The organism is Streptomyces sp. NPDC045026, assembly GCF_056432625.1.
In genome coordinates this window covers 210,546-227,734 of sequence record NZ_JBWKIS010000005.1, presented here as the reverse complement: position 1 = coordinate 227,734, position 17,189 = coordinate 210,546, and the positions used below count along the sequence as shown (strand labels likewise).

Here is a 17,189-nt window from a genome sequence, read left to right as displayed (position 1 = left end):
ACGCCGCGAGGTGCGGCACCAGACCCCGCGAGCCCGGCATGATCCAAACGAGAGGCCCTAGCGCGCCGAAGCCGTCCCCGTGCCCTTTTCCGCGTCGAGCGCGTACACGCAGCGGTCCTTGCTGCACGCGTACACCACGCCGTCCTTGACCACCGGTGCGCCGGTGATCTCGCCGCCCGTGGCGAGCTTCCAGCGCAGGCGGCCGTCGTCGGCCTTGAGGGTGTACAGGAGGTGGTCGGTGGCACCGAAGTGGATGCGGTTGTCGGCGACCACGGGTGAGCCGACGACCTCGCCGCCCGCCTGGAAGCGCCACTTGGGGGTGCCGGTGACGGCGTCGAGGGTGTAGAGGCCCTGGCCGCTGCCGACGTGGACGTGGCCGTGCGAGACGAGGACCGGTTCGACGGAGGAGGGGCGGGGTTCCGTCGCGATGCGCCAGCGGTCGCGGCCGTCGGTGGCGTCGAGGGCGTAGACGGTGCCGAGGTGGTCGGCGAGGTAGACGCCGCCGCCGGTGACGGCCGGGCCGGGGGCGAACGCGGGCGGACAGAGGAACACGGCGGGCGCCTCGAAGTGCCAGCGGACGTGGCCGCTCGCGATGTCGACGGCCAGGACGCGGGTGCCGGCGGCCACGTAGACGTAGCCGTCGGGGGCCTGGGTGAGGCGGACGGGGACGCCGCCGCAGGAGGCCGCGTCGCCGATCGGGTACGACCAGCGCTCCTCGCCGGTGCGGGCCTCCAGCGCGCGCAGCCGGGCGTCCTGCCAGACGTAGACGGTGCCGTCGTGGATGACGGGTCCGGCCTCGGGGGACTCGAAGTCGGTCTGGGCGCCGGTGATCTCCCACAGCTTGTCGCCGTTGGCGGCTTCCCAGGCCTGTACGCCGCCGCCGCGGGTGCCGGTGACGACGGTGCCGCGGTCGGCCTTGAGGGAGTACACCCAGGCGTCGGTCTGCAGCCGCCACAGGTCGTGTCCCTCGCGGGCGTCGAGCGCGTAGAGGGTCGGGCCGTCGGAGGCGTGGATACGGCCGTCGGCGACGGCCATGGACCAGGCGACGTCGCGGGTCTTGAAGCGGCGCCGGCCCGTGGACACGTCGAGTGCGTGTACCTCGAAAGAGGTCACGTAGACGAGGTCTCCGGCCACGGACGGGGTGCCCCACACGTCGTTCGACATGCGGAAGCGCCAGGGCCGCCAGGCGGCGCCCGCCTCGGGGGCCGGGGCGGGGATCACGGGGTCGGGGGCGCCGTTGACGCCGGCCTTGGGGCGGGACCAGGACGCGGCGAGGCCCGCGTCGGCGGGCGGTGCCTTCACCGCGGCGGCGCGGGCGTCGGCGACGCGCGGGCCGGGGCCGATCGGGACCTTCGCCCCGGCCAGGCGCACGGGCCCGGCGTCGGGTGAGAGGCCCGCGGTGGCGGCGGCGAGTGGGGGTGCGGGCGTGGGGCGCCAGCCCCCGGTGCCGGGGGCGTGGGACGGGGGCGGGCCGGGGGGCTGCGCGGGCATGACCGGCATGGGGCCGGGGCCTGCGCCGTGCACGCCCCGTCCGCCGCTGCCACCGCGGCCGGGACCGCTGCTCCTGACCGGTGGCCGCCCGCCCCTGCGCTCCTCGATGAGGGCGACGGAGCGCTCGGGGAGCCAGGCGGAGGCGGTGCCGCTGTCGTCGCTGCCGGAGCCGAAGAGGTGCGGGGCGAGCTGGGCCTGGAGGTCCGCGGGCGAGGGCCGCAGCGGTGCCTCCATCTGCATGCAGGACTCGATGAGGGGCCGCAGTTCGGCGGGCAGGCCTTCGACGTCGGGGCCTTCGCGCAGCAGCATGAAGACGGTCTCGACGGGGTTGGCGCCGTGGAAGGGGGCGTGTCCGGTGGCGGCGAAGACGAGGGTGGAGCCGAGGGAGAAGACGTCGGAGGCCCCGGTGACGCTCCGGGAGTCCTTGGCCTGCTCGGGCGACATGTAGGCGGGGGTGCCGACGGCGACGTTCGTCATCGTCAGGCGGGTGTTGGAGACGCCGGACGCGATGCCGAAGTCGATGACGCGGGGGCCGTCCTCGACGACGAGCACGTTCGACGGCTTCAGGTCGCGGTGGACGAGGCCCGCGCCGTGGATCGACTGGAGGGCCTCGGCGATTCCGGCGGCGAGCCAGCGCACCGCCTGGGCCGGGAGGGGCCCGCACTCGTTCACTATTTCTTCGAGGGAGGGCGCGGGGACGTATGCGGTGGCGAGCCACGGCACGGCGGCGCGCGGGTCGGCGTCGACGACGGCGGCCGTGTAGAAGCCCGACACGGCGCGGGCCGCCTCGACCTCGCGGGTGAAGCGGACGCGGAAGAGCTGGTCCTCGGCGAGTTCGGTCCGCACGGTCTTGATCGCCACGCGCCGGCCGGATGCCGAGCGCGCGAGATAGACGAGTCCCATGCCGCCGGCGCCGAGCCGTCCCAGGACCTCGAACGGGCCGATCCGCCTCGGATCGTGCTGCGTCAGCTGATCCACCACTTGCCTGCCTCCCCGTACGGGACCGGGTCGCTGTGCACAGTCCCCGGTCAGCGTCTCACCACCGAAGCGCTACGGCGGCACGCACCCTGATTCTTCCTGTACGGGGCTCCGGTTGCGAACCCGGGGGCAAATCGGGGTGTCACGGGAGAGGTGCCGCATTACGGGTGGCATCAAGGGTGGCTTCCGCCGGGCGGGACGGGGCGACAGGTGCCTGTTCAGCCCTGGTGGACCGCGAAGGCGGCGCCCTGGTTGTCGGTGAGGACGGCCACCCGTCCGTACGGGGTGTCGAACGGTTCTTCCTTTACGCGGCCGCCGAGGCGGGTGGCGGCCTCGGCCGTGGCCTCGCAGTCGGTGACGGCGAAGTGGACGAGGAAGCGGGCGGGCACATCCCAGGTGGCGCCGGATATGAGGAGGTCAGCGGCTCCGTGGCCGAGGACCGACGCGTAGAAGGGGGCGACGGCCGTCATGTCGTGTGCGCGGAGTTCGGCCCGGCGGAACGTCCCGGGTTCCCCTCGCGTCTCGAAGCCGCTGTGGGTGCCGGCCTGCCAGAGGCCGAAGACGGTGCCTTCGGGGTCGGCGGCGAGCGTCATGGTGCCGAAGGCGCCGATGGAGAGGGGTTCGACGAGGAGGCGTCCGCCGGAGTCCTGGACGGCGGAGGCGACGGTCTCGGCGTCGCGGGCCTTGAAGTGGACGGTCCAGCCGGTGGGGGTGCGGCCGTCGCGGTCCGGGGCGAGGGCCGCGACGGTTCTGCCGTCGCTGTAGGCCTGGGTGTAGGCCTGGGTGTAGTAGCCGTACTCCGCGCCCGCGCCCTCGTCGAAGGTCCAGCCGAAGAGGTCGCCGTAGAAGCGCTTGCCCGCCTCCACGTCGGGGAGCGCGGCGTCGGCCCAGCAGGGGGCGCCCTCGGCGAACTCCATCGGCGTGCGTCCTTCCCCTTCACCTGCCGTACGCGGGTGTGCCGTACGTCACTATGGGGAGAGGTGTCCCCTGGGTGGCAGGGTGCCTCGTCCGCGGGCCGGCGACACAGGCGATTCGAACACTTGGCCAATTTTATCCACGGGGTTTTCCACAGCCTGTTGATAACATCTGCGATCCCACCGGCCCCCACATGCGCAAAAGCCCCGGACGACCCCGCATCAACCCATGTGCCGGAGCCCTCAACCCCATTTGCAGTCGGCCGAATCGCGCTCCGATCACCCCTCGGTAAGCTGACGGCATGACAGGACAAGTACGTACCGTCGACGGCCGCGTGGCCGGACGGCGTGGTCAAGCGACGCGTCAGAAGCTGCTGGAGTGCCTCGGCGAGATGCTCAGCTCCTCGCCGTACCGGGACGTCAAAGTCATTGATGTGGCCCGGAAGGCAGGCACCTCACCGGCGACCTTCTACCAGTATTTCCCGGACGTCGAGGGCGCCGTCCTGGAGATCGCCGAGCAAATGGCCGCGGAGGGCGCCGGGTTGACCCAGCTCCTCGAGGGCCGCTCGTGGGTCGGCAAGGCCGGCTGGCAGACCTCGCAGGAACTCGTCGACGGATTCCTCGAGTTCTGGCGGAAGAACGATGCGATCCTGCGCGTCGTCGACCTCGGCGCGGCCGAGGGCGACAAGCGCTTCTACAAGATCCGCATGAAGATCCTCAACTCCGTGAACAACTCCCTTACGGACACGGTCAAGGAGCTCCAGGCCAAGGGCAAGGTCGACAAGGACGTGAGCCCCGCCGCGATGGCCGGCTCGCTCGTCGCGATGCTCGCGGCGGTGGCCTCGCACCAGAAGGGCTTCCAGACCTGGGGCGTCAAGCAGGCCGAACTCAAGCCCAATCTTGCCCTGTTGGTGCACCTGGGCGTCACCGGCAAGAGACCGGCGAAGTAGCCCTGGAGCCATCCTTCGGGCTTTCCCAGTTCCTGTCGAGCAGCGGCGGTTCGCGTGTCACGTGAGCCGCCGCTGTGCAGTTTCCGTCACTAGTGTTTCGTGGGCCTCATCGGCGCTCCAGCCGGAAGAGCCTGATCTCCCGCTCGACCCTCGCCTGGTACTTCGCGTACGGCGGCCAGAACGTCAGCGCCGCCGCCCAGGCCTGCGCCCGCTCGCCGGAGTCGAGCAGCCGGGCGGTGACCGGGATGTCCTCGCCCCTCCAGTTGATGTCGGCGTCCGGATGGGCCAGCAGGTTCGCCGTCCAGGCCGGGTGTCCCGGACGCCCGAAGTTGGACCCGATCAGGAGCCAGGTGTCCGCCCCCTCCTCGGGCATGCAGGCGAGCGGCGTACGCCGTGGCAGTCCGCTCTTCGCGCCGCGCGCGGTCAGGATGACCCCGGGCAGCATCTGCGCGCTGAGCAGCACCTTTCCCCGCGTGAGCCGGTGCACGGTGCGGTCCATCGCGGGGATGAAGTGCGGGGCGACGCGGGCGAAGGCGCGGGTCGAGGAGACCTTCTGCAGGAGTCTCGTTCCGGGTGGTGCCATCAGACCGTCGCCTCCTGGCGGGTGAAGAGTTCGGCGGATTCCGCGGCACGGGCCCGCAGGAGGTGGACGGGGCCGAAGAGCAGTTCGTCGCCGGTCGCCCGCTTGAGGTAGAGGTGGGCGTCGTGCTCCCAGGTGAAGCCGATGCCGCCGTGCAGCTGCACGGCCTCGGACGCCGCGGTGCGCAGCGCCTCCAGGGCCTGGGCGAGGGCGAGGCCGCCCGCCCGTTCCCCGCTCCCCGAGCCCGCGGCCCAGGCCGCGTAGTACGCCGCGGAGCGCGCCGCCTGCACCTGGACGTAGACGTCCGCGAGGCGGTGCTTGACCGCCTGGAAGGAGCCGATGGGGCGCCCGAACTGCTCACGCTGACGCACGTGCTCGACGGTCCGCTCCAGGGCGCGCTCGGCGGCGCCGACGGCTTCCGCGGCGAGCACCGTCGCCGCCGCGTCGCCCACGGCCGCCAGGGCGCCCGCCACTTCGCCGCCCTCGCCGCCTTCACCGGACCCCAGCAACTCCGCTGCCACATCGCGCAGTTCGACCCGCGCGCGGGGCCGCGTCTCGTCGAGGGACGTCTGCCGGGTCCTGACGATTCCCTGCGCGTCGCCGCGCACGAGGAAGAGCAGGGTCCGTGAGCGGGCGAAGCCGCCGGTGTGCGCGGCGACGATCAGGAGGCCGGCGCTGTGCCCGTCGAGGACCTGGTCGGCCTGCCCGTACAGACGCCAGTTCCCCTGATCGGCCTGCCTTGCCTGGACGCCGCCCGCACGGCCGCCGCCCGACCAGTCGCCGCGGTTGTCGCCGGTCAGGCCGAGCGCGGTGGCGAGGCCTTCGCCGGGCACGGCGAGCGTGGCGGTCAGGGCGCCGGAGGCGATGCGGGGCAGCAGTTCGGCGCGCTGCGCCTCAGTACCGAGGGCGAGGACGAGCGGGGCGGCGAGCGCCGCCGTGGCCAGGAGCGGTGACGGGGCCAGGGCGCGGCCCGACTCCTCGCAGGCGAGCGCGAGTTCGGTGGCCCCGCAGCCGACTCCGCCGTACTCCTCCGGGAGGGCCAGGCCGGGCAGGCCCAGCTCGCCGCCGAGGGCCGACCACAGGGCCGGGTCGTAGCCGGCGGGGGTGCCGACGGCGGCCTTGACGTCTTCGGGGCCGCAGCGCTTGTTCATGAGTTCGTGCAGGGTGCGGCGGATCTCGTCCTGTTCCGCGGTGAAGGCGGCGTCCATACGGGCTCCTCCCCGAGGGCCGGCGACCCCGGACCCCCTGTTCTGACGGGGCGTCATGTTAGGGCGGCGGAGCCGGGATGCACAGAGATACGCACGGAGAGAGCATCTGACGGGACAGGCCGATCCGATTACCAAATCTGATGTACCGTCAGATTCATGACTGCCGCACTTCACGGTTCCCGCCGGGTCGCCATCGCCGGCATCGCCCTCTCCGACTGCGGCCGCGTGGACGAGGCCACTCATCCCCAAGCTCTCGGCTCCGCTCGAGCAGGGGAGACCCCATTCGCCCTGCACGCCCAGGCCGCCCGCCGCGCCGTCGCCGACGCCGGGCTCACCCCCGACGTCGTCGACGGGTTCGCGAGCGCGGGCCTCGGCATCCTCGCGCCGGTCGAGGTCGCCGAGTATCTGGGCCTCAAACCCCGCTGGGTGGACTCGACCTCGGTCGGCGGCTCCACCTGGGAGGTGATGGCGGCGCACGCGGCGGACGCCATCGCCCAGGGCCACGCGCGCGCGGTCCTGCTCGTGTACGGCTCGACGGCCCGCGCCGACATCAAGGCCGGACGGCGCACGTCGAACCTGAGCTTCGGCGCCCGCGGCCCGCTCCAGTTCGAGGTGCCGTACGGGCACTCGCTGATCGCCAAGTACGCGATGGCGGCGCGGCGCCACATGCACGAGTACGGCACCACGCTGGAGCAGCTCGCCGAGGTCGCCGTGCAGGCGCGAGCAAACGCGGCACTGAACCCTCAGGCCATGTTCCGCGACCCGGTCACCGTGGACGACGTGCTCGACGGCCCGATGATCGCGGACCCGTTCACGAAACTGCACTGCTGCATACGCTCGGACGGCGGCGCCGCCGTGCTGCTCGTCGCCGAGGACCTGCTGCCTGACTGCGCCAAGTCGCCTGTGTGGGTGCTCGGTTCGGGCGAGTACGTGTCGCACACCACGATGTCCGAGTGGGACGACTTCACCGTGTCCCCGGCGGCCGTCAGCGGAAAGCTCGCCTTCGAGCGGGCGGGCGTCACCCACGACGAGATCGACCTCGCGGAGATCTACGACGCCTTCACGTACATGACGCTGGTGACGCTGGAGGATCTGGGATTCTGCGCGAAAGGCGAGGGCGGGCCGTTCGTGGAGAAGGGGCGGCTGCTGCGGGACGGCGGACTCCCCACGAACACCGACGGCGGCGGCCTGTCGGCCCAACACCCGGGAATGCGGGGCCTGTTCCTGCTGGTGGAGGCGGTACGACAGCTGCGGGGCGAGGCCGGGGAGCGTCAGGTGCGCAAGGCGGGCGGGCGGCTGCCGCGGCTCGCGGTGGCGTCCGGTACGGGCGGATGGTTCTGCTCGTCGGGGACGGTGGTGCTCGGCACGTCCTGAGGCCGCGTCCCCGATGCCCCGCCCCTGAGGCCGCGTCCATAAGAAACCGGGAATCGGCACAACAAATTTGCAAATTCAATAAACCGATCGCCCCCGATACCGGATCGCGAGCCGCGTCGTAAACAACCCGGAACCTGTTATTTCGGATACACAGTTTCCGTGGCGCTTGATCCTTAGTAGGCTCCCCGTCGTCCGTACGGAAAAGCAGAACAGTGGCAGGGGAGCATGACCGCCGGCTCGTTCGAAGGACAGTACGTCTGGCATCCCGCCGCCGACGACCGAGAGCTGGCCAGGGCCTGCACGGATTTACGGGCGGGCCGCTACTTCGGCGCACACTCGGTCCTGAAGGAGACGCACGGCGACTTCGGGCTGCGCGCCCACCGCTCCCTCGTCCTGGCCTCGGTGGCCGCCGAATCGGACCTGGCGGAACGCTGGCTGGAGGAGGAGCCCGGCCCCGACGCCGCCCTGCTGTGGGCGCGCGTCGCCGTGTTCCGCACCCTGCGCGCCGCCCAGTCGCACGACCGGCGCATCGGGGCGCTGGGCCGGATAGCGCTGTCCGCCTGCGACCGGGCCTCCGACCTCGCCCCCCGCGACCCCACACCGTGGGCCGCCCGCCTCTCCCTGGCGCGGCTCCAGCGGCCCCGCGACCGCGCGCCGCAGGGCCTGCTCACCGAACCCCGCGGCCCCTGGGCCCAGTTCGAGCACATCACGCGTCTCGACCCCTGGCACCGCGAGGCCCACCACCAGTTCCTGGCGTTCTTCTTCACCCGGCACGGCGGCAGTGCGAACGCGGCCTGGGACGTCGCCGCGTATCTGAGCCAGCGCGCCCCGGCCTCGTCCCCGCTGCGCCTGCTGCCCCTCGTCACCCTCGTCGAGGGCCACAACCCGGCGCACCTCCTCGCCGAACACACCTGGGACCAGCCGCAGTGGAAGGCGACGGCGCTCGGCGCGTACCGGAACTGGCTGCCGCAGGTGGCCGGATACCGCTTCACACCGGTCCTCGACCTGGCGTATCTGGCGCACGCCCTGCACATGGCGCAGTGCGCCTTCGAGGCGCGGGCGGTGTTCACCGCCATGGGCCCGTACGCCTCGCGGATGCCATGGAGCGTCTTCGGCGAACCCGAGGAACAGCTCAGCAAGGCGCGCCGCGCGTGCGGCCTGCCGGTCCCGCACAGCACCTGATCCCACCCGCCCCACAGGTTTCGGAAATTCCCCCACAACGGAAGGCCGAGGTTGTGTCCGACCCCCTGACCACCACCCCCACTCCCCCCACGTCCCCCAGCAGATCCGGGCGGCCCGCCGCCGCGCTCGACGACGACGCGACGCTGCACGCGATGGGCTACCCGCGGAAGCTGACCCGGCGCTTCAAGGCGTTCGACAATTTCGCGATTTCCTTCACGATCATCAACATCATCTCCGGCATCTTCTCCTCCTTCGGGTTCGGAATGAACGCCGGCGGGCCGCGCATTCTCGTGTTCGGCTGGATAGCCGTCGCGGCCATGGTGCTATTCGTCGGAGCGTCGATGGCTGAAATCGCATCGGCCTATCCGACGAGCGGGGCGCTCTATTTCTCGGCGGGAAAGCTGGCGAAACGGCACAAGGGCGCCTGGTCCTGGTACACGGGCTGGCTGAATTTCGTGGGGCAGGTCGGCGGCACGGCGGCGACGGGCTACGCGGCGGCGACGTTCATCCAGGCGTTCCTCGTCATGCAGTGGCCGTCGTACCACGCGACGGCGCAGCAGACGGTCCTCATCACGGCGGTGATCCTGCTGCTCCAGGCGCTCGCCAACACGTACACGGTGCAGCTGGTGGCACTGGTGAACCGCATCTCCGTGTGGTGGCTGCTCGTCGGCATGGTGGTCATCGTCGTCGCGCTGATCGCCGTGCCCGACCACCACCAGTCGGCGTCGGTCGTCACGCAGTTCACCAACAACACCGGCTTCTCCAACGGCATTTACGCCGCCCTGCTCGGTCTTCTCGTGACCAGCTGGACGTTCACCGGCTTCGACGGCAGCTTCCACATGTCGGAGGAGACGGTCCAGGCGACGGTCAACGCGCCGAAGGGCATCATGCGGGCGATCGGCTACTCCGCCGTCACCGGCCTGATCCTGATGCTGGCCCTCGTCTTCGCGATCGGGGACTACAAGGCGCAGGCGAGCGCGTCGGCGCCGCCCGTGCAGATCCTCATCGACGCGCTCGGCATGACGACGGCGAAGCTCCTGCTGCTGGTCGTGATCGGCTCGATGCTGTTCTGCGGCCTGGCCAACATGACGAGCAACACCCGCCAGATCTTCGCCTTCTCGCGTGACGGCGCCATGCCGGGCTCGCGCTGGTGGCACTCGGTCTCCTCGCGCACGCGCACGCCCGTGAAGGCCGTGTGGCTCGCGGCGGCCTGCTCCCTGGTCCTGGTGGTGCCGGGCTGGTGGTCGCACACGGCGTTCACCGCGATCGTGAGCGTCAACGTCGTGGGTCTCTACCTCGCGTACGCCGTCCCGATCTATCTGCGCCTGCGCCACGACGACTTCCAGCAGGGGCCGTGGAACCTGGGCCGCTGGGGCAAGCCCGTCGCCGCGATCGCGGTGGTCTGGATCGTGGCGAGCAGCGTCCTGTTCATGCTGCCGCAGGCGTCGCCGATCAACGCGACGTCGTTCAACTACGCGCCGATCGCCCTGGTCGCCGTACTCGTGATCGCGACAGTGTGGTGGTTCGCGACGGCCCGCCGCCGCTTCCAGGGCCCGGTCAGCTACGGCAGCCCGGACGAGGTCGCGGCGATGGACCTGATCTGACCGGCTCCGTCCGGCGTACGTCGCCCCGCCTTCCGGACGGACCGGTCGGCGGGGCGCTCGCGTCCGGCGTCAGAATCGGTGCATGCCGGAACTGCAAGAGATCCTGAAGTCCCTGCGCGTCTGGGACACCGAACTGCCCGCGTTCGACCCGTCCGCGGCCCCGTCCTCGCCGCTGCCGCTCTTCGTCGAGTGGTTCGCCGGGGCGGTCGCCGCCGGCCAGAGCGAGCCGCACACCATGTCGCTCGCCACGGTGGACGAGGACGGACTGCCCGACGTCCGTACGGTGATGCTGCACGGCGCCGACGAGGACGGCTTCCACTTCGCCTCCCACGCGGGCAGCGCCAAGGGCCGCCAGCTCGCCGCGCACCCACAGGCCGCGCTCGGGTTCTACTGGCCGTCGCAGGGCCGCCAGATCCGCGTACGCGGTGATGTCACCACGGAGTCGCCCGAGGTGAGCCAGGCCGATCTCCACGTCCGCTCGACGGGAGCGCTCGCGGCGGCACTGGTCGGCCACCAGAGCGAAGTCCTCGGCTCACAAGGAGAGTTGGAGGAGGCCTCGGTCGCGGCCTGGGAGCGCGCGCAGGCCGACCCGGAGGCCCCGGCCCCCACGTGGACGGCGTACGCGCTGGCGCCGCGCGAGGTGGAGTTCTTCCAGGGCGACGCCCGCCGCCGCCACATCCGCCTCAGGTACCGCGGCACGGAGGCGGGCTGGGTACGGGAACTGCTCTGGCCGTGACGTCCGGCCGTGACGCGGGCGGCTCACGCCACCTGCGGCTCGGGGTCCGAGGCGAGGCGGGCGTGCAGGTGCGCGTCACGGAAGGCGTCCTGCCGCCCCGCCTCGAACATCGCGCCCCGCAGCGTGCCCTCGTACCGGTATCCGCCGCGTTCGGCGACCCGGCAGGACACCTCGTGCCCGAGGGCGTGCCCCAGTTCGAGCCGGTGGAGGCCGAGTTCGCCGAACGCCAGCCGCGACGCGAGGCTCAGCGCCCGCGTCGCGACCCCGCGCCCGCGGGCCTCGGGCAGCACCCAGTAGCCGACGTGGGCGGTGCTGAACTCGGGAATGATCGCGTTGATGCCGATGTGCCCGAGCACCTCCCCCGTGCTCTCGTCGGTGACGCAGCACGACACGGATTCGCCGCTCTTGAGCGCCTCCTCGCGTGAGCGCAGGTACGCATGGGCGCCGGCGAGGTCGTCGACCGGGGTGAGCGGGGTGTTCCAGCGCAGGAACTCGGGGTCGGCGAGTCCGCGCAGCACGGCGGCGGCGTCCCCCTCGTCCCCGGCCCGCCAGGCCCGCAGGAGCAGTCCGTGGCCGCGTATCTCAGGGGTGTCGGTCATGAGCTGTCAGCCCTTCTCAGGGGCGGTGAAGGTGTGGACGGCGAAGTCCCGGACGGGACGGTAGCCGATGCGCAGGTAGAGGCCGTTGCTGGTCGCGTTGGCGAGGTCGGTGAAGAGGACCACCTCGTGCGCGCCCGCGGCCCGTGCGGCGCGGCTGACCTCGGCGGTGACCGCTCCCGCGTACCCGCGTCCGCGCAGCTCCTTCGGTGTGTAGACGGGCGCGACCCGGACCGCTCCGGCGGCCTCGCGGGTCACGCCGGCCATGGAGACGGGCACACCGTCCTCGGTCTCCCAGAGGGTGACGCCGCCGTACGAGATCCGCTCGTCGGCCCACTCCCGCGAGGCCGCTGCGCCGCCCGGAGCGCGGGTGTCCGCGGCGAACGCGTCATGCCACCGGGCCAGCAGCTCCCGGTCGCCCGCGGTGGCGACACGGGGGTGCCCGGCAGGCGCGGGCAGCGGTGGGGTGAGGTCGCCGAGCCGGTAGAGGCGCTGCTCGACCGTGCAGTGGGCCCGCGCTCCCGTACGAGCCTGCCAGGCGTCGGCGAAGGCGGCCGAGGCTGCGTCGACCCCGAACACGCCGGGCACCGACCGCCCTTGGAGCGCGACGGCGAGCGCGTCCGCCTGCTCCCTGTCCAGAGGGCTGATGCTGATCCGGTATGGCAGTGTCCACAGGAACGTCCCCGCCACGTGGCCGTCCGGCCCGTACAGCACGCCGAAGAGCTGACTTCTCGCCCCGTACACCGCCGGCCCCCGTTCCCGCAGGCTCACGGTGACGCTCAGGGCGACGGTGTGCAGGGCGGGCTCGGCGCGCAGGTAGTCGCCCGCGCGGGCGAGGAAGTCGTCGACGTCAGCGGTGACGTGCCAGCCGGGCACGGGAGCGGGGCTCTCTGTCATGACCGCATGGTGCCGCCCGCCCCCTCACGTCCGCGAGCGAAATACCGGCACGGAGAAGTCCTCCACCTGCCGGAAGGTGACCTCCAGGGGCATTCCCACGCGCAGCTCGGCGCCCTCGGCGTCCACGATCTCCGTCATCATCCGCGGGCCCTCCGCGAGGTCGACGACGGCCGCGATGTACGGGGTGCGGGTGCCGAAGGGCGGCAGGTCGTTCCGGTGGACGACGGACCACGTGTAGAGGACGGCCGTCCCGGACGCGCGTTCCCACGTCACGTCCTCGCTCCAGCAGTGCGGGCAGAACTCGCGCGGATAGTGATGGGCCCGCTCGCACGCGCGGCAGCGGCGCAGCAGCAGCGTCCCGTCGGCGGCGGCGTCCCAGTAGGGGCGGGTGAAGGCGTCGGGCTCGGGGAGGTCGAACCGTACGGTCGCGGGAGCAGTCACTGGAAGAGTCCGATCGCCGCGTCGAGGGACCAGGCCTGCCAGGACATGGCGAAGAGCGCCACGAGCGAGATGAGGGCCATCATCGCGTTCTGTCCCTGCTCGGCCCAGTCGTGGATCATCAGGACCAGGTACAGGAGGTTCAGGAGCAGCCCGCCGATGAGGGCCACGGGTGTCAGCAGGCCCACCACGAGCCCGAGGCCCAGGGCCAGTTCGGCGTAGACGACGACGTACGCCATCACTTTCGGCCGGGGTGTGACGACCGCGCCGAAGCCGCTGCGCACGGCGTTCCACCGGTGCTTCGCGGCGACGTCCGCGGCCCAGGCGATGCCGGTGCCCCGCTCGAACCAGCCCTTCTTGTCCTTGTGCCGCCAGCTCTCCAGCCACCACAGTCCGAGGCCTATGCGCAGCACGGCCAGCCATTCGACGCCGTCGAGCCAGATCGAGTCCACGACCAGGGCCCTCCTCTCCGTTTCTGACGGTACGTCAGTTCAGCGCACGGAGGGGCGGTACCGCAAGGGGCGTACGCCGTGATGAATTCGCAACCGATTCCGGTCTTGACCGAGACCCATCAAATCGAAGCGTGATTAGGCTCGCACTCATGGTCACCACCCCCGCGCCCGCCGCACGCAACCAGGACCGCCCCGTGTACGTCATCGGGGGCGGACCGGGCGGCCTCGCCGCGGCCGCGGCGCTGCGCGAGCGGGGCGTACGGGCCGTGATCCTGGAGAAGTCGGAGCACGTAGGGGCGTCCTGGCGCCTGCACTACGACCGCCTCCACCTGCACACCACCCGCAAGCTCTCCGGGCTTCCCGGACTCGCGATCCCGCGCCGCTTCGGCCGCTGGGTGTCCCGCGACGACGTCGTGCGCTACCTGGAGAAGTACGCCGAGTTCCATCACCTGGAGATCGTCACCGGCGTGACGGTCTCCCGCGTGGAGCGCACGGAGGACGGCTGGCTCGTCCACGCCTCGGGCGGCCGCGAACTGGCCGCGAGTGCCGTCGTGGTCGCCACGGGCTACAACCACACCCCGCGCCTGCCCGACTGGCCGGGCCGCTCCTCGTACACCGGCGAGCTCCTCCACGCGGGCGACTACCGCAACGCCAAGCCCTACGCGGGCCGTGACGTGCTGGTCGTCGGCGTCGGCAACACGGGCGCCGAGATCGCCGTGGACCTCGCCGAGGGCGGCGCGTCCCGCGTCCGGCTCGCGGTCCGCACGGCGCCCCACATCGTGCGCCGGTCCACCGCGGGCTGGCCCGCGCAGCGGACCGGCATCCTGTGCCGCAGGCTGCCCGTGGCGATCGTGGACCGCCTGGCCCGCCCCATGGCGAAGCTCAGCGTGCCCGACCTGACGGAACAGGGCCTGCCCAGACCGACGACCGGCCTCTACTCGCGGGTGCGCGAGGGCGCGATCCCCGTGCAGGACGTCGGCCTGATCGACGCCGTGCGCACGGGACAGGTCGAACCGGTCGCGGCCGTCGAGTCGTTCGAGGACGGCAAGGTGGTCCTGGCGGACGGCACCCGCATCGCCCCCGACGCCGTGATCGCGGCGACGGGTTACCGTCGCGCGCTGGAGGACCTGGTGGGCCACCTCGGCGTCCTGGACGACCGGGGACGCCCGGCCACGCACGGCCGCCGGACGGCCCCTGCCGCGCCCGGCCTCCACTTCACCGGGTACACGAACCCGATCAGCGGCATGTTCCGCGAACTGGCCCTGGACGCACGGAAGATCGCGAAGGCGATCGCGGGCTGATCTCGGCCGGCGCCACCGGCCGGCCACCGACCCGCACTCACGCAGGGCGCCATCACCCGGGACACCACCCACCACCTCGGGACGCCACTCAATGCACAGTGGCCACTTCCCGCCGTTCCAACACGCCCGCTCGCGGGAACACCCGTACCAGCCTTTGCGTGCAGCCCTGTTCCTGACACAGCGTCAGTTCAGTAATCTGACACTACGTCAGTTACGTGAGCACCAGTCGAGGAGCGGGCGGACCCGATGCTTGGATCGACATACGGCACCCTGACCACCGACCCCCGCCGGGCCCGCACGATCGCCTGCGGAGAACAGCCGGCACCCGCCGTGCACGGCAGGGCGGACGACCTGGACGTGAGCGGCAGGCCACTGCACCGCGAGGTGCCCGACCTGGACCGTTTCTTCCGGCCCGAATCGATAGCGGTCATCGGCGCGTCCGACGCCGAGGGCCGCCCGAACACGGGCATCACGCGCCAGCTGATCGCGTGGGCGGAGCGCGTGGGCGCCCGCCTCCACCCCGTGCACCCCACCCGCGAGACCGTCTTCGGCATCCCGTGCTCGCCGGGCGTCTCCGCGCTGCCCGAACCCGTCGACCTCGCCGTGCTCCTCGTCTCGGACCCGCTGCCGGTCATCGAGGAACTGGCCCAGGCCAAGGTGAAGTTCGCGGTGGCCTTCGCGTCGGGCTTCGCCGAGACGGGCGAGGAGGGAGCGGCCGCGCAGTCCTCCCTGGCCGCGGCGGTCAGCCGCTCGGGCATGCGCCTGCTGGGCCCGAACACCAACCTGAACGCGTTCTCCGAGTTCCGCGAGGACCTCGACGGACCGGCGATCGCCCTGATCACGCAGTCCGGCCACCAGGGCCGCCCCCTCTACACGATGCAGGAGCTGGGCGTACGGCTCTCGCACTGGGCGCCCACGGGCAACGAGGCGGACCTGGAGACGGCCGACTTCATCTCGTACTTCGCCGAGCGCCCGGAGGTCGGCGCGATCGCGTGTTACGTGGAGGGCCTGAAAGACGGCCGGGGCTTCCTCCTGGCGGCGGACCGTGCGGCGCGCAACGGCGTACCCGTCGTGGCCGTCAAGGTCGGCCGCACCGAGACGGGCGCCCGCATGGCCGCCTCGCACACGGGCAAGCTGACCGGCGCGGACACGGTGGTGGACGCGGCGATGCGGCAGTTCGGCGTGATCAGGGTCGACGGACTCGACGAACTCCAGGACACCTCGGCCCTGTTGGCGCGGGCCCGGCCCCCGCGGGCGGACGGGGTGGCGGTCTACTCGATCTCGGGCGGCACCGGCGCCCACTTCGCCGACCTGGCCACCCGCGCGGGCCTGACCCTGCCGGCGCTGTCCGAGGCGAAGCAGCAGGAGCTGCACGAGTGGATCCCGGAGTACCTCAACGTCGCGAACCCGATCGACAACGGCGGCCACCCGGTGGGCGACTGGCGCGGCCCCAAGATCATCGAATCGATCCTCCAGGACCCGTCCATAGGCGTCCTGATCTGCCCGATCACCGGCCCGTTCCCGCCCATGAGCGACAAGCTGGCCCGGGACCTCGCGGAGGCGGCCGAGCGCACGGACAAGCTGATCTGCGTCGTCTGGGGCTCGCCCCTCGGTACCGAGGACGCCTATCGCGAGACGCTCCTCGGGTCCTCGCGCCTCGCGACGTTCCGCACGTTCGGGAACTGCATCACGGCCGTGCGCGCCTATCTGGACCACCACCGGTTCACCGCCGCCTACCGCTCCCCGTTCGCCGAGGCCCCCCGCACGCCCTCCCCCTCCTTCCGCAAGGCGCAGGCCCTGATGCGTCCGGGCCGCCAGCTCAGCGAGCACGCCGCGAAGCAGCTCCTGCGCGCGTACGGCATCCGCGTACCGCGCGAGCAGCTCGTCACCAGCGCCGCGGCGGCGGTACGGGCGGCCGGCCAGGTCGGCTACCCCGTCGTCATGAAGGCGTCCGGCGCGCGCCTCGCCCACAAGTCGGACCTGGGCCTGGTCAAGGTCGGCCTGACCTCGGCCAGCCAGGTCAGGGACGCCTACCGGGAACTCACCGACATCGCCCGCTACGAGGGCCTCGACCTGGACGGCGTCCTGGTCTGCCAGATGATCGAGCGGGGCATCGAGATGGTCGTCGGGGTCACCCAGGACGACCTGTTCGGCCCGACGGTGACGGTGGGGCTGGGCGGCGTACTCGTGGAGGTGCTGCGGGACACGGCGGTGAGGGTGCCGCCGTTCGCGGAGGACCAGGCGCGGGCGATGCTCGACGAACTACGGGGCAGGCCCCTCCTGGACGGGATGCGGGGGGCGCCCCCGGTGGACCTGGACGCGCTGGTGGAGGTCGTCCTGCGGGTCCAGCGGATGGCCCTCGAACTGGGCGACGAACTCGCGGAGTTGGACATCAACCCGCTGATGGTGCTCCCGCGCGGCCAGGGCGCGGTGGCGCTCGACGCGCTCGCCGTCTGCCACTGAGCCCGGCCGGTACCGCACACACGCC

At 72.0% G+C, this 17,189-nt stretch carries 15 protein-coding genes; 7 read left to right on the top strand and 8 right to left on the bottom strand.

Going from position 1 to position 17,189, the window contains the following annotated elements; genetic code table 11:
- Positions 1-57: 57 nt before the first annotated feature.
- The gene (gene afsK, locus AC07EJ_RS14175; protein WP_389478000.1) at positions 58-2,472 is read right to left on the bottom strand and encodes a protein serine/threonine kinase AfsK; all 2,415 of its coding nucleotides are present in this window, start codon (positions 2,470-2,472) and stop codon (positions 58-60) included.
- A gap of 215 nt (positions 2,473-2,687) precedes the next feature.
- Positions 2,688-3,386: a VOC family protein gene (locus AC07EJ_RS14170; protein ID WP_478884314.1), complete on the bottom strand. Its 699-nt coding sequence runs from the start codon at positions 3,384-3,386 to the stop codon at positions 2,688-2,690.
- Between the two features lie 299 nt (positions 3,387-3,685).
- Between AC07EJ_RS14170 and AC07EJ_RS14165 the strand changes: the two genes are divergently transcribed.
- A complete protein-coding gene (locus tag AC07EJ_RS14165; RefSeq protein WP_389478004.1) occupies positions 3,686-4,333 on the top strand; it encodes a TetR family transcriptional regulator in 648 nt (215 codons plus the stop codon).
- A gap of 106 nt (positions 4,334-4,439) precedes the next feature.
- Here the strand turns inward: AC07EJ_RS14165 and AC07EJ_RS14160 are convergent, their stop codons facing one another.
- Positions 4,440-4,916: a nitroreductase family deazaflavin-dependent oxidoreductase gene (locus AC07EJ_RS14160; protein WP_389478005.1), complete on the bottom strand. Its 477-nt coding sequence runs from the start codon at positions 4,914-4,916 to the stop codon at positions 4,440-4,442.
- Complete coding sequence (locus tag AC07EJ_RS14155; RefSeq protein ID WP_478884313.1) at positions 4,916-6,121, bottom strand: acyl-CoA dehydrogenase family protein; 1,206 nt, start codon at positions 6,119-6,121, stop codon at positions 4,916-4,918. Before AC07EJ_RS14155 ends, AC07EJ_RS14160 begins: the two co-directional genes overlap by 1 nt.
- A 156-nt stretch (positions 6,122-6,277) precedes the next feature.
- Between AC07EJ_RS14155 and AC07EJ_RS14150 the strand changes: the two genes are divergently transcribed.
- From AC07EJ_RS14150 to AC07EJ_RS14135, 4 genes are all read left to right on the top strand, one after another.
- A complete protein-coding gene (locus tag AC07EJ_RS14150) occupies positions 6,278-7,495 on the top strand; it encodes a thiolase C-terminal domain-containing protein (protein WP_478884312.1) in 1,218 nt (405 codons plus the stop codon).
- A 225-nt stretch (positions 7,496-7,720) separates the two neighbouring features.
- Positions 7,721-8,677, top strand: a complete 957-nt coding sequence (locus AC07EJ_RS14145) for a hypothetical protein (RefSeq protein ID WP_389478010.1) — start codon at positions 7,721-7,723, stop codon at positions 8,675-8,677.
- Between the two features lie 152 nt (positions 8,678-8,829).
- The gene (locus AC07EJ_RS14140; protein ID WP_389478088.1) at positions 8,830-10,281 is read left to right on the top strand and encodes an amino acid permease; all 1,452 of its coding nucleotides are present in this window, start codon (positions 8,830-8,832) and stop codon (positions 10,279-10,281) included.
- An 82-nt stretch (positions 10,282-10,363) separates the two neighbouring features.
- A complete protein-coding gene (locus AC07EJ_RS14135) occupies positions 10,364-11,017 on the top strand; it encodes a pyridoxine/pyridoxamine 5'-phosphate oxidase (protein WP_393583574.1) in 654 nt (217 codons plus the stop codon).
- A gap of 23 nt (positions 11,018-11,040) precedes the next feature.
- Here the strand turns inward: AC07EJ_RS14135 and AC07EJ_RS14130 are convergent, their stop codons facing one another.
- The 4 genes from AC07EJ_RS14130 to AC07EJ_RS14115 are packed head-to-tail and all read right to left on the bottom strand — an operon-like array spanning position 11,041 to position 13,400.
- Positions 11,041-11,616, bottom strand: a complete 576-nt coding sequence (locus AC07EJ_RS14130) for a GNAT family N-acetyltransferase (RefSeq protein ID WP_389478012.1) — start codon at positions 11,614-11,616, stop codon at positions 11,041-11,043.
- A gap of 6 nt (positions 11,617-11,622) precedes the next feature.
- On the bottom strand, positions 11,623-12,510 hold the full coding sequence (locus tag AC07EJ_RS14125) for a GNAT family N-acetyltransferase (protein WP_478884311.1): 888 nt from the start codon (positions 12,508-12,510) through the stop codon (positions 11,623-11,625).
- Between the two features lie 24 nt (positions 12,511-12,534).
- Entirely contained in the window at positions 12,535-12,951 is a 417-nt protein-coding gene (locus tag AC07EJ_RS14120) for a Zn-ribbon domain-containing OB-fold protein (protein ID WP_389478015.1), read from the bottom strand.
- Entirely contained in the window at positions 12,948-13,400 is a 453-nt protein-coding gene (locus AC07EJ_RS14115; RefSeq protein ID WP_383881733.1) for a DoxX family protein, read from the bottom strand. Before AC07EJ_RS14115 ends, AC07EJ_RS14120 begins: the two co-directional genes overlap by 4 nt.
- A gap of 149 nt (positions 13,401-13,549) precedes the next feature.
- On the opposite strand from AC07EJ_RS14115, the gene AC07EJ_RS14110 reads away from it, so the two are divergent.
- Both AC07EJ_RS14110 and AC07EJ_RS14105 read left to right on the top strand, forming a co-directional pair.
- A complete protein-coding gene (locus AC07EJ_RS14110) occupies positions 13,550-14,701 on the top strand; it encodes a flavin-containing monooxygenase (RefSeq protein WP_389478016.1) in 1,152 nt (383 codons plus the stop codon).
- Between the two features lie 246 nt (positions 14,702-14,947).
- On the top strand, positions 14,948-17,164 hold the full coding sequence (locus AC07EJ_RS14105; protein ID WP_389478017.1) for an acetate--CoA ligase family protein: 2,217 nt from the start codon (positions 14,948-14,950) through the stop codon (positions 17,162-17,164).
- The last annotated feature ends 25 nt before the right edge of the window (positions 17,165-17,189 follow it).

Bases quoted from the DNA above. Each gene is read 5' to 3' on its own strand.
- AC07EJ_RS14170 (WP_478884314.1), bottom strand. From the start codon at position 3,386: ATGGAGTTCGCCGAGGGCGCCCCCTGCTGGGCCGACGCCGCGCTCCCC.
- AC07EJ_RS14165 (WP_389478004.1), top strand. From the start codon at position 3,686: ATGACAGGACAAGTACGTACCGTCGACGGCCGCGTGGCCGGACGGCGT.
- AC07EJ_RS14160 (WP_389478005.1), bottom strand. From the start codon at position 4,916: ATGGCACCACCCGGAACGAGACTCCTGCAGAAGGTCTCCTCGACCCGC.
- AC07EJ_RS14155 (WP_478884313.1), bottom strand. From the start codon at position 6,121: ATGGACGCCGCCTTCACCGCGGAACAGGACGAGATCCGCCGCACCCTG.
- AC07EJ_RS14150 (WP_478884312.1), top strand. From the start codon at position 6,278: ATGACTGCCGCACTTCACGGTTCCCGCCGGGTCGCCATCGCCGGCATC.
- AC07EJ_RS14145 (WP_389478010.1), top strand. From the start codon at position 7,721: ATGACCGCCGGCTCGTTCGAAGGACAGTACGTCTGGCATCCCGCCGCC.
- AC07EJ_RS14140 (WP_389478088.1), top strand. From the start codon at position 8,830: ATGGGCTACCCGCGGAAGCTGACCCGGCGCTTCAAGGCGTTCGACAAT.
- AC07EJ_RS14135 (WP_393583574.1), top strand. From the start codon at position 10,364: ATGCCGGAACTGCAAGAGATCCTGAAGTCCCTGCGCGTCTGGGACACC.
- AC07EJ_RS14130 (WP_389478012.1), bottom strand. From the start codon at position 11,616: ATGACCGACACCCCTGAGATACGCGGCCACGGACTGCTCCTGCGGGCC.
- AC07EJ_RS14125 (WP_478884311.1), bottom strand. From the start codon at position 12,510: ATGACAGAGAGCCCCGCTCCCGTGCCCGGCTGGCACGTCACCGCTGAC.
- AC07EJ_RS14110 (WP_389478016.1), top strand. From the start codon at position 13,550: ATGGTCACCACCCCCGCGCCCGCCGCACGCAACCAGGACCGCCCCGTG.
- AC07EJ_RS14105 (WP_389478017.1), top strand. From the start codon at position 14,948: ATGCTTGGATCGACATACGGCACCCTGACCACCGACCCCCGCCGGGCC.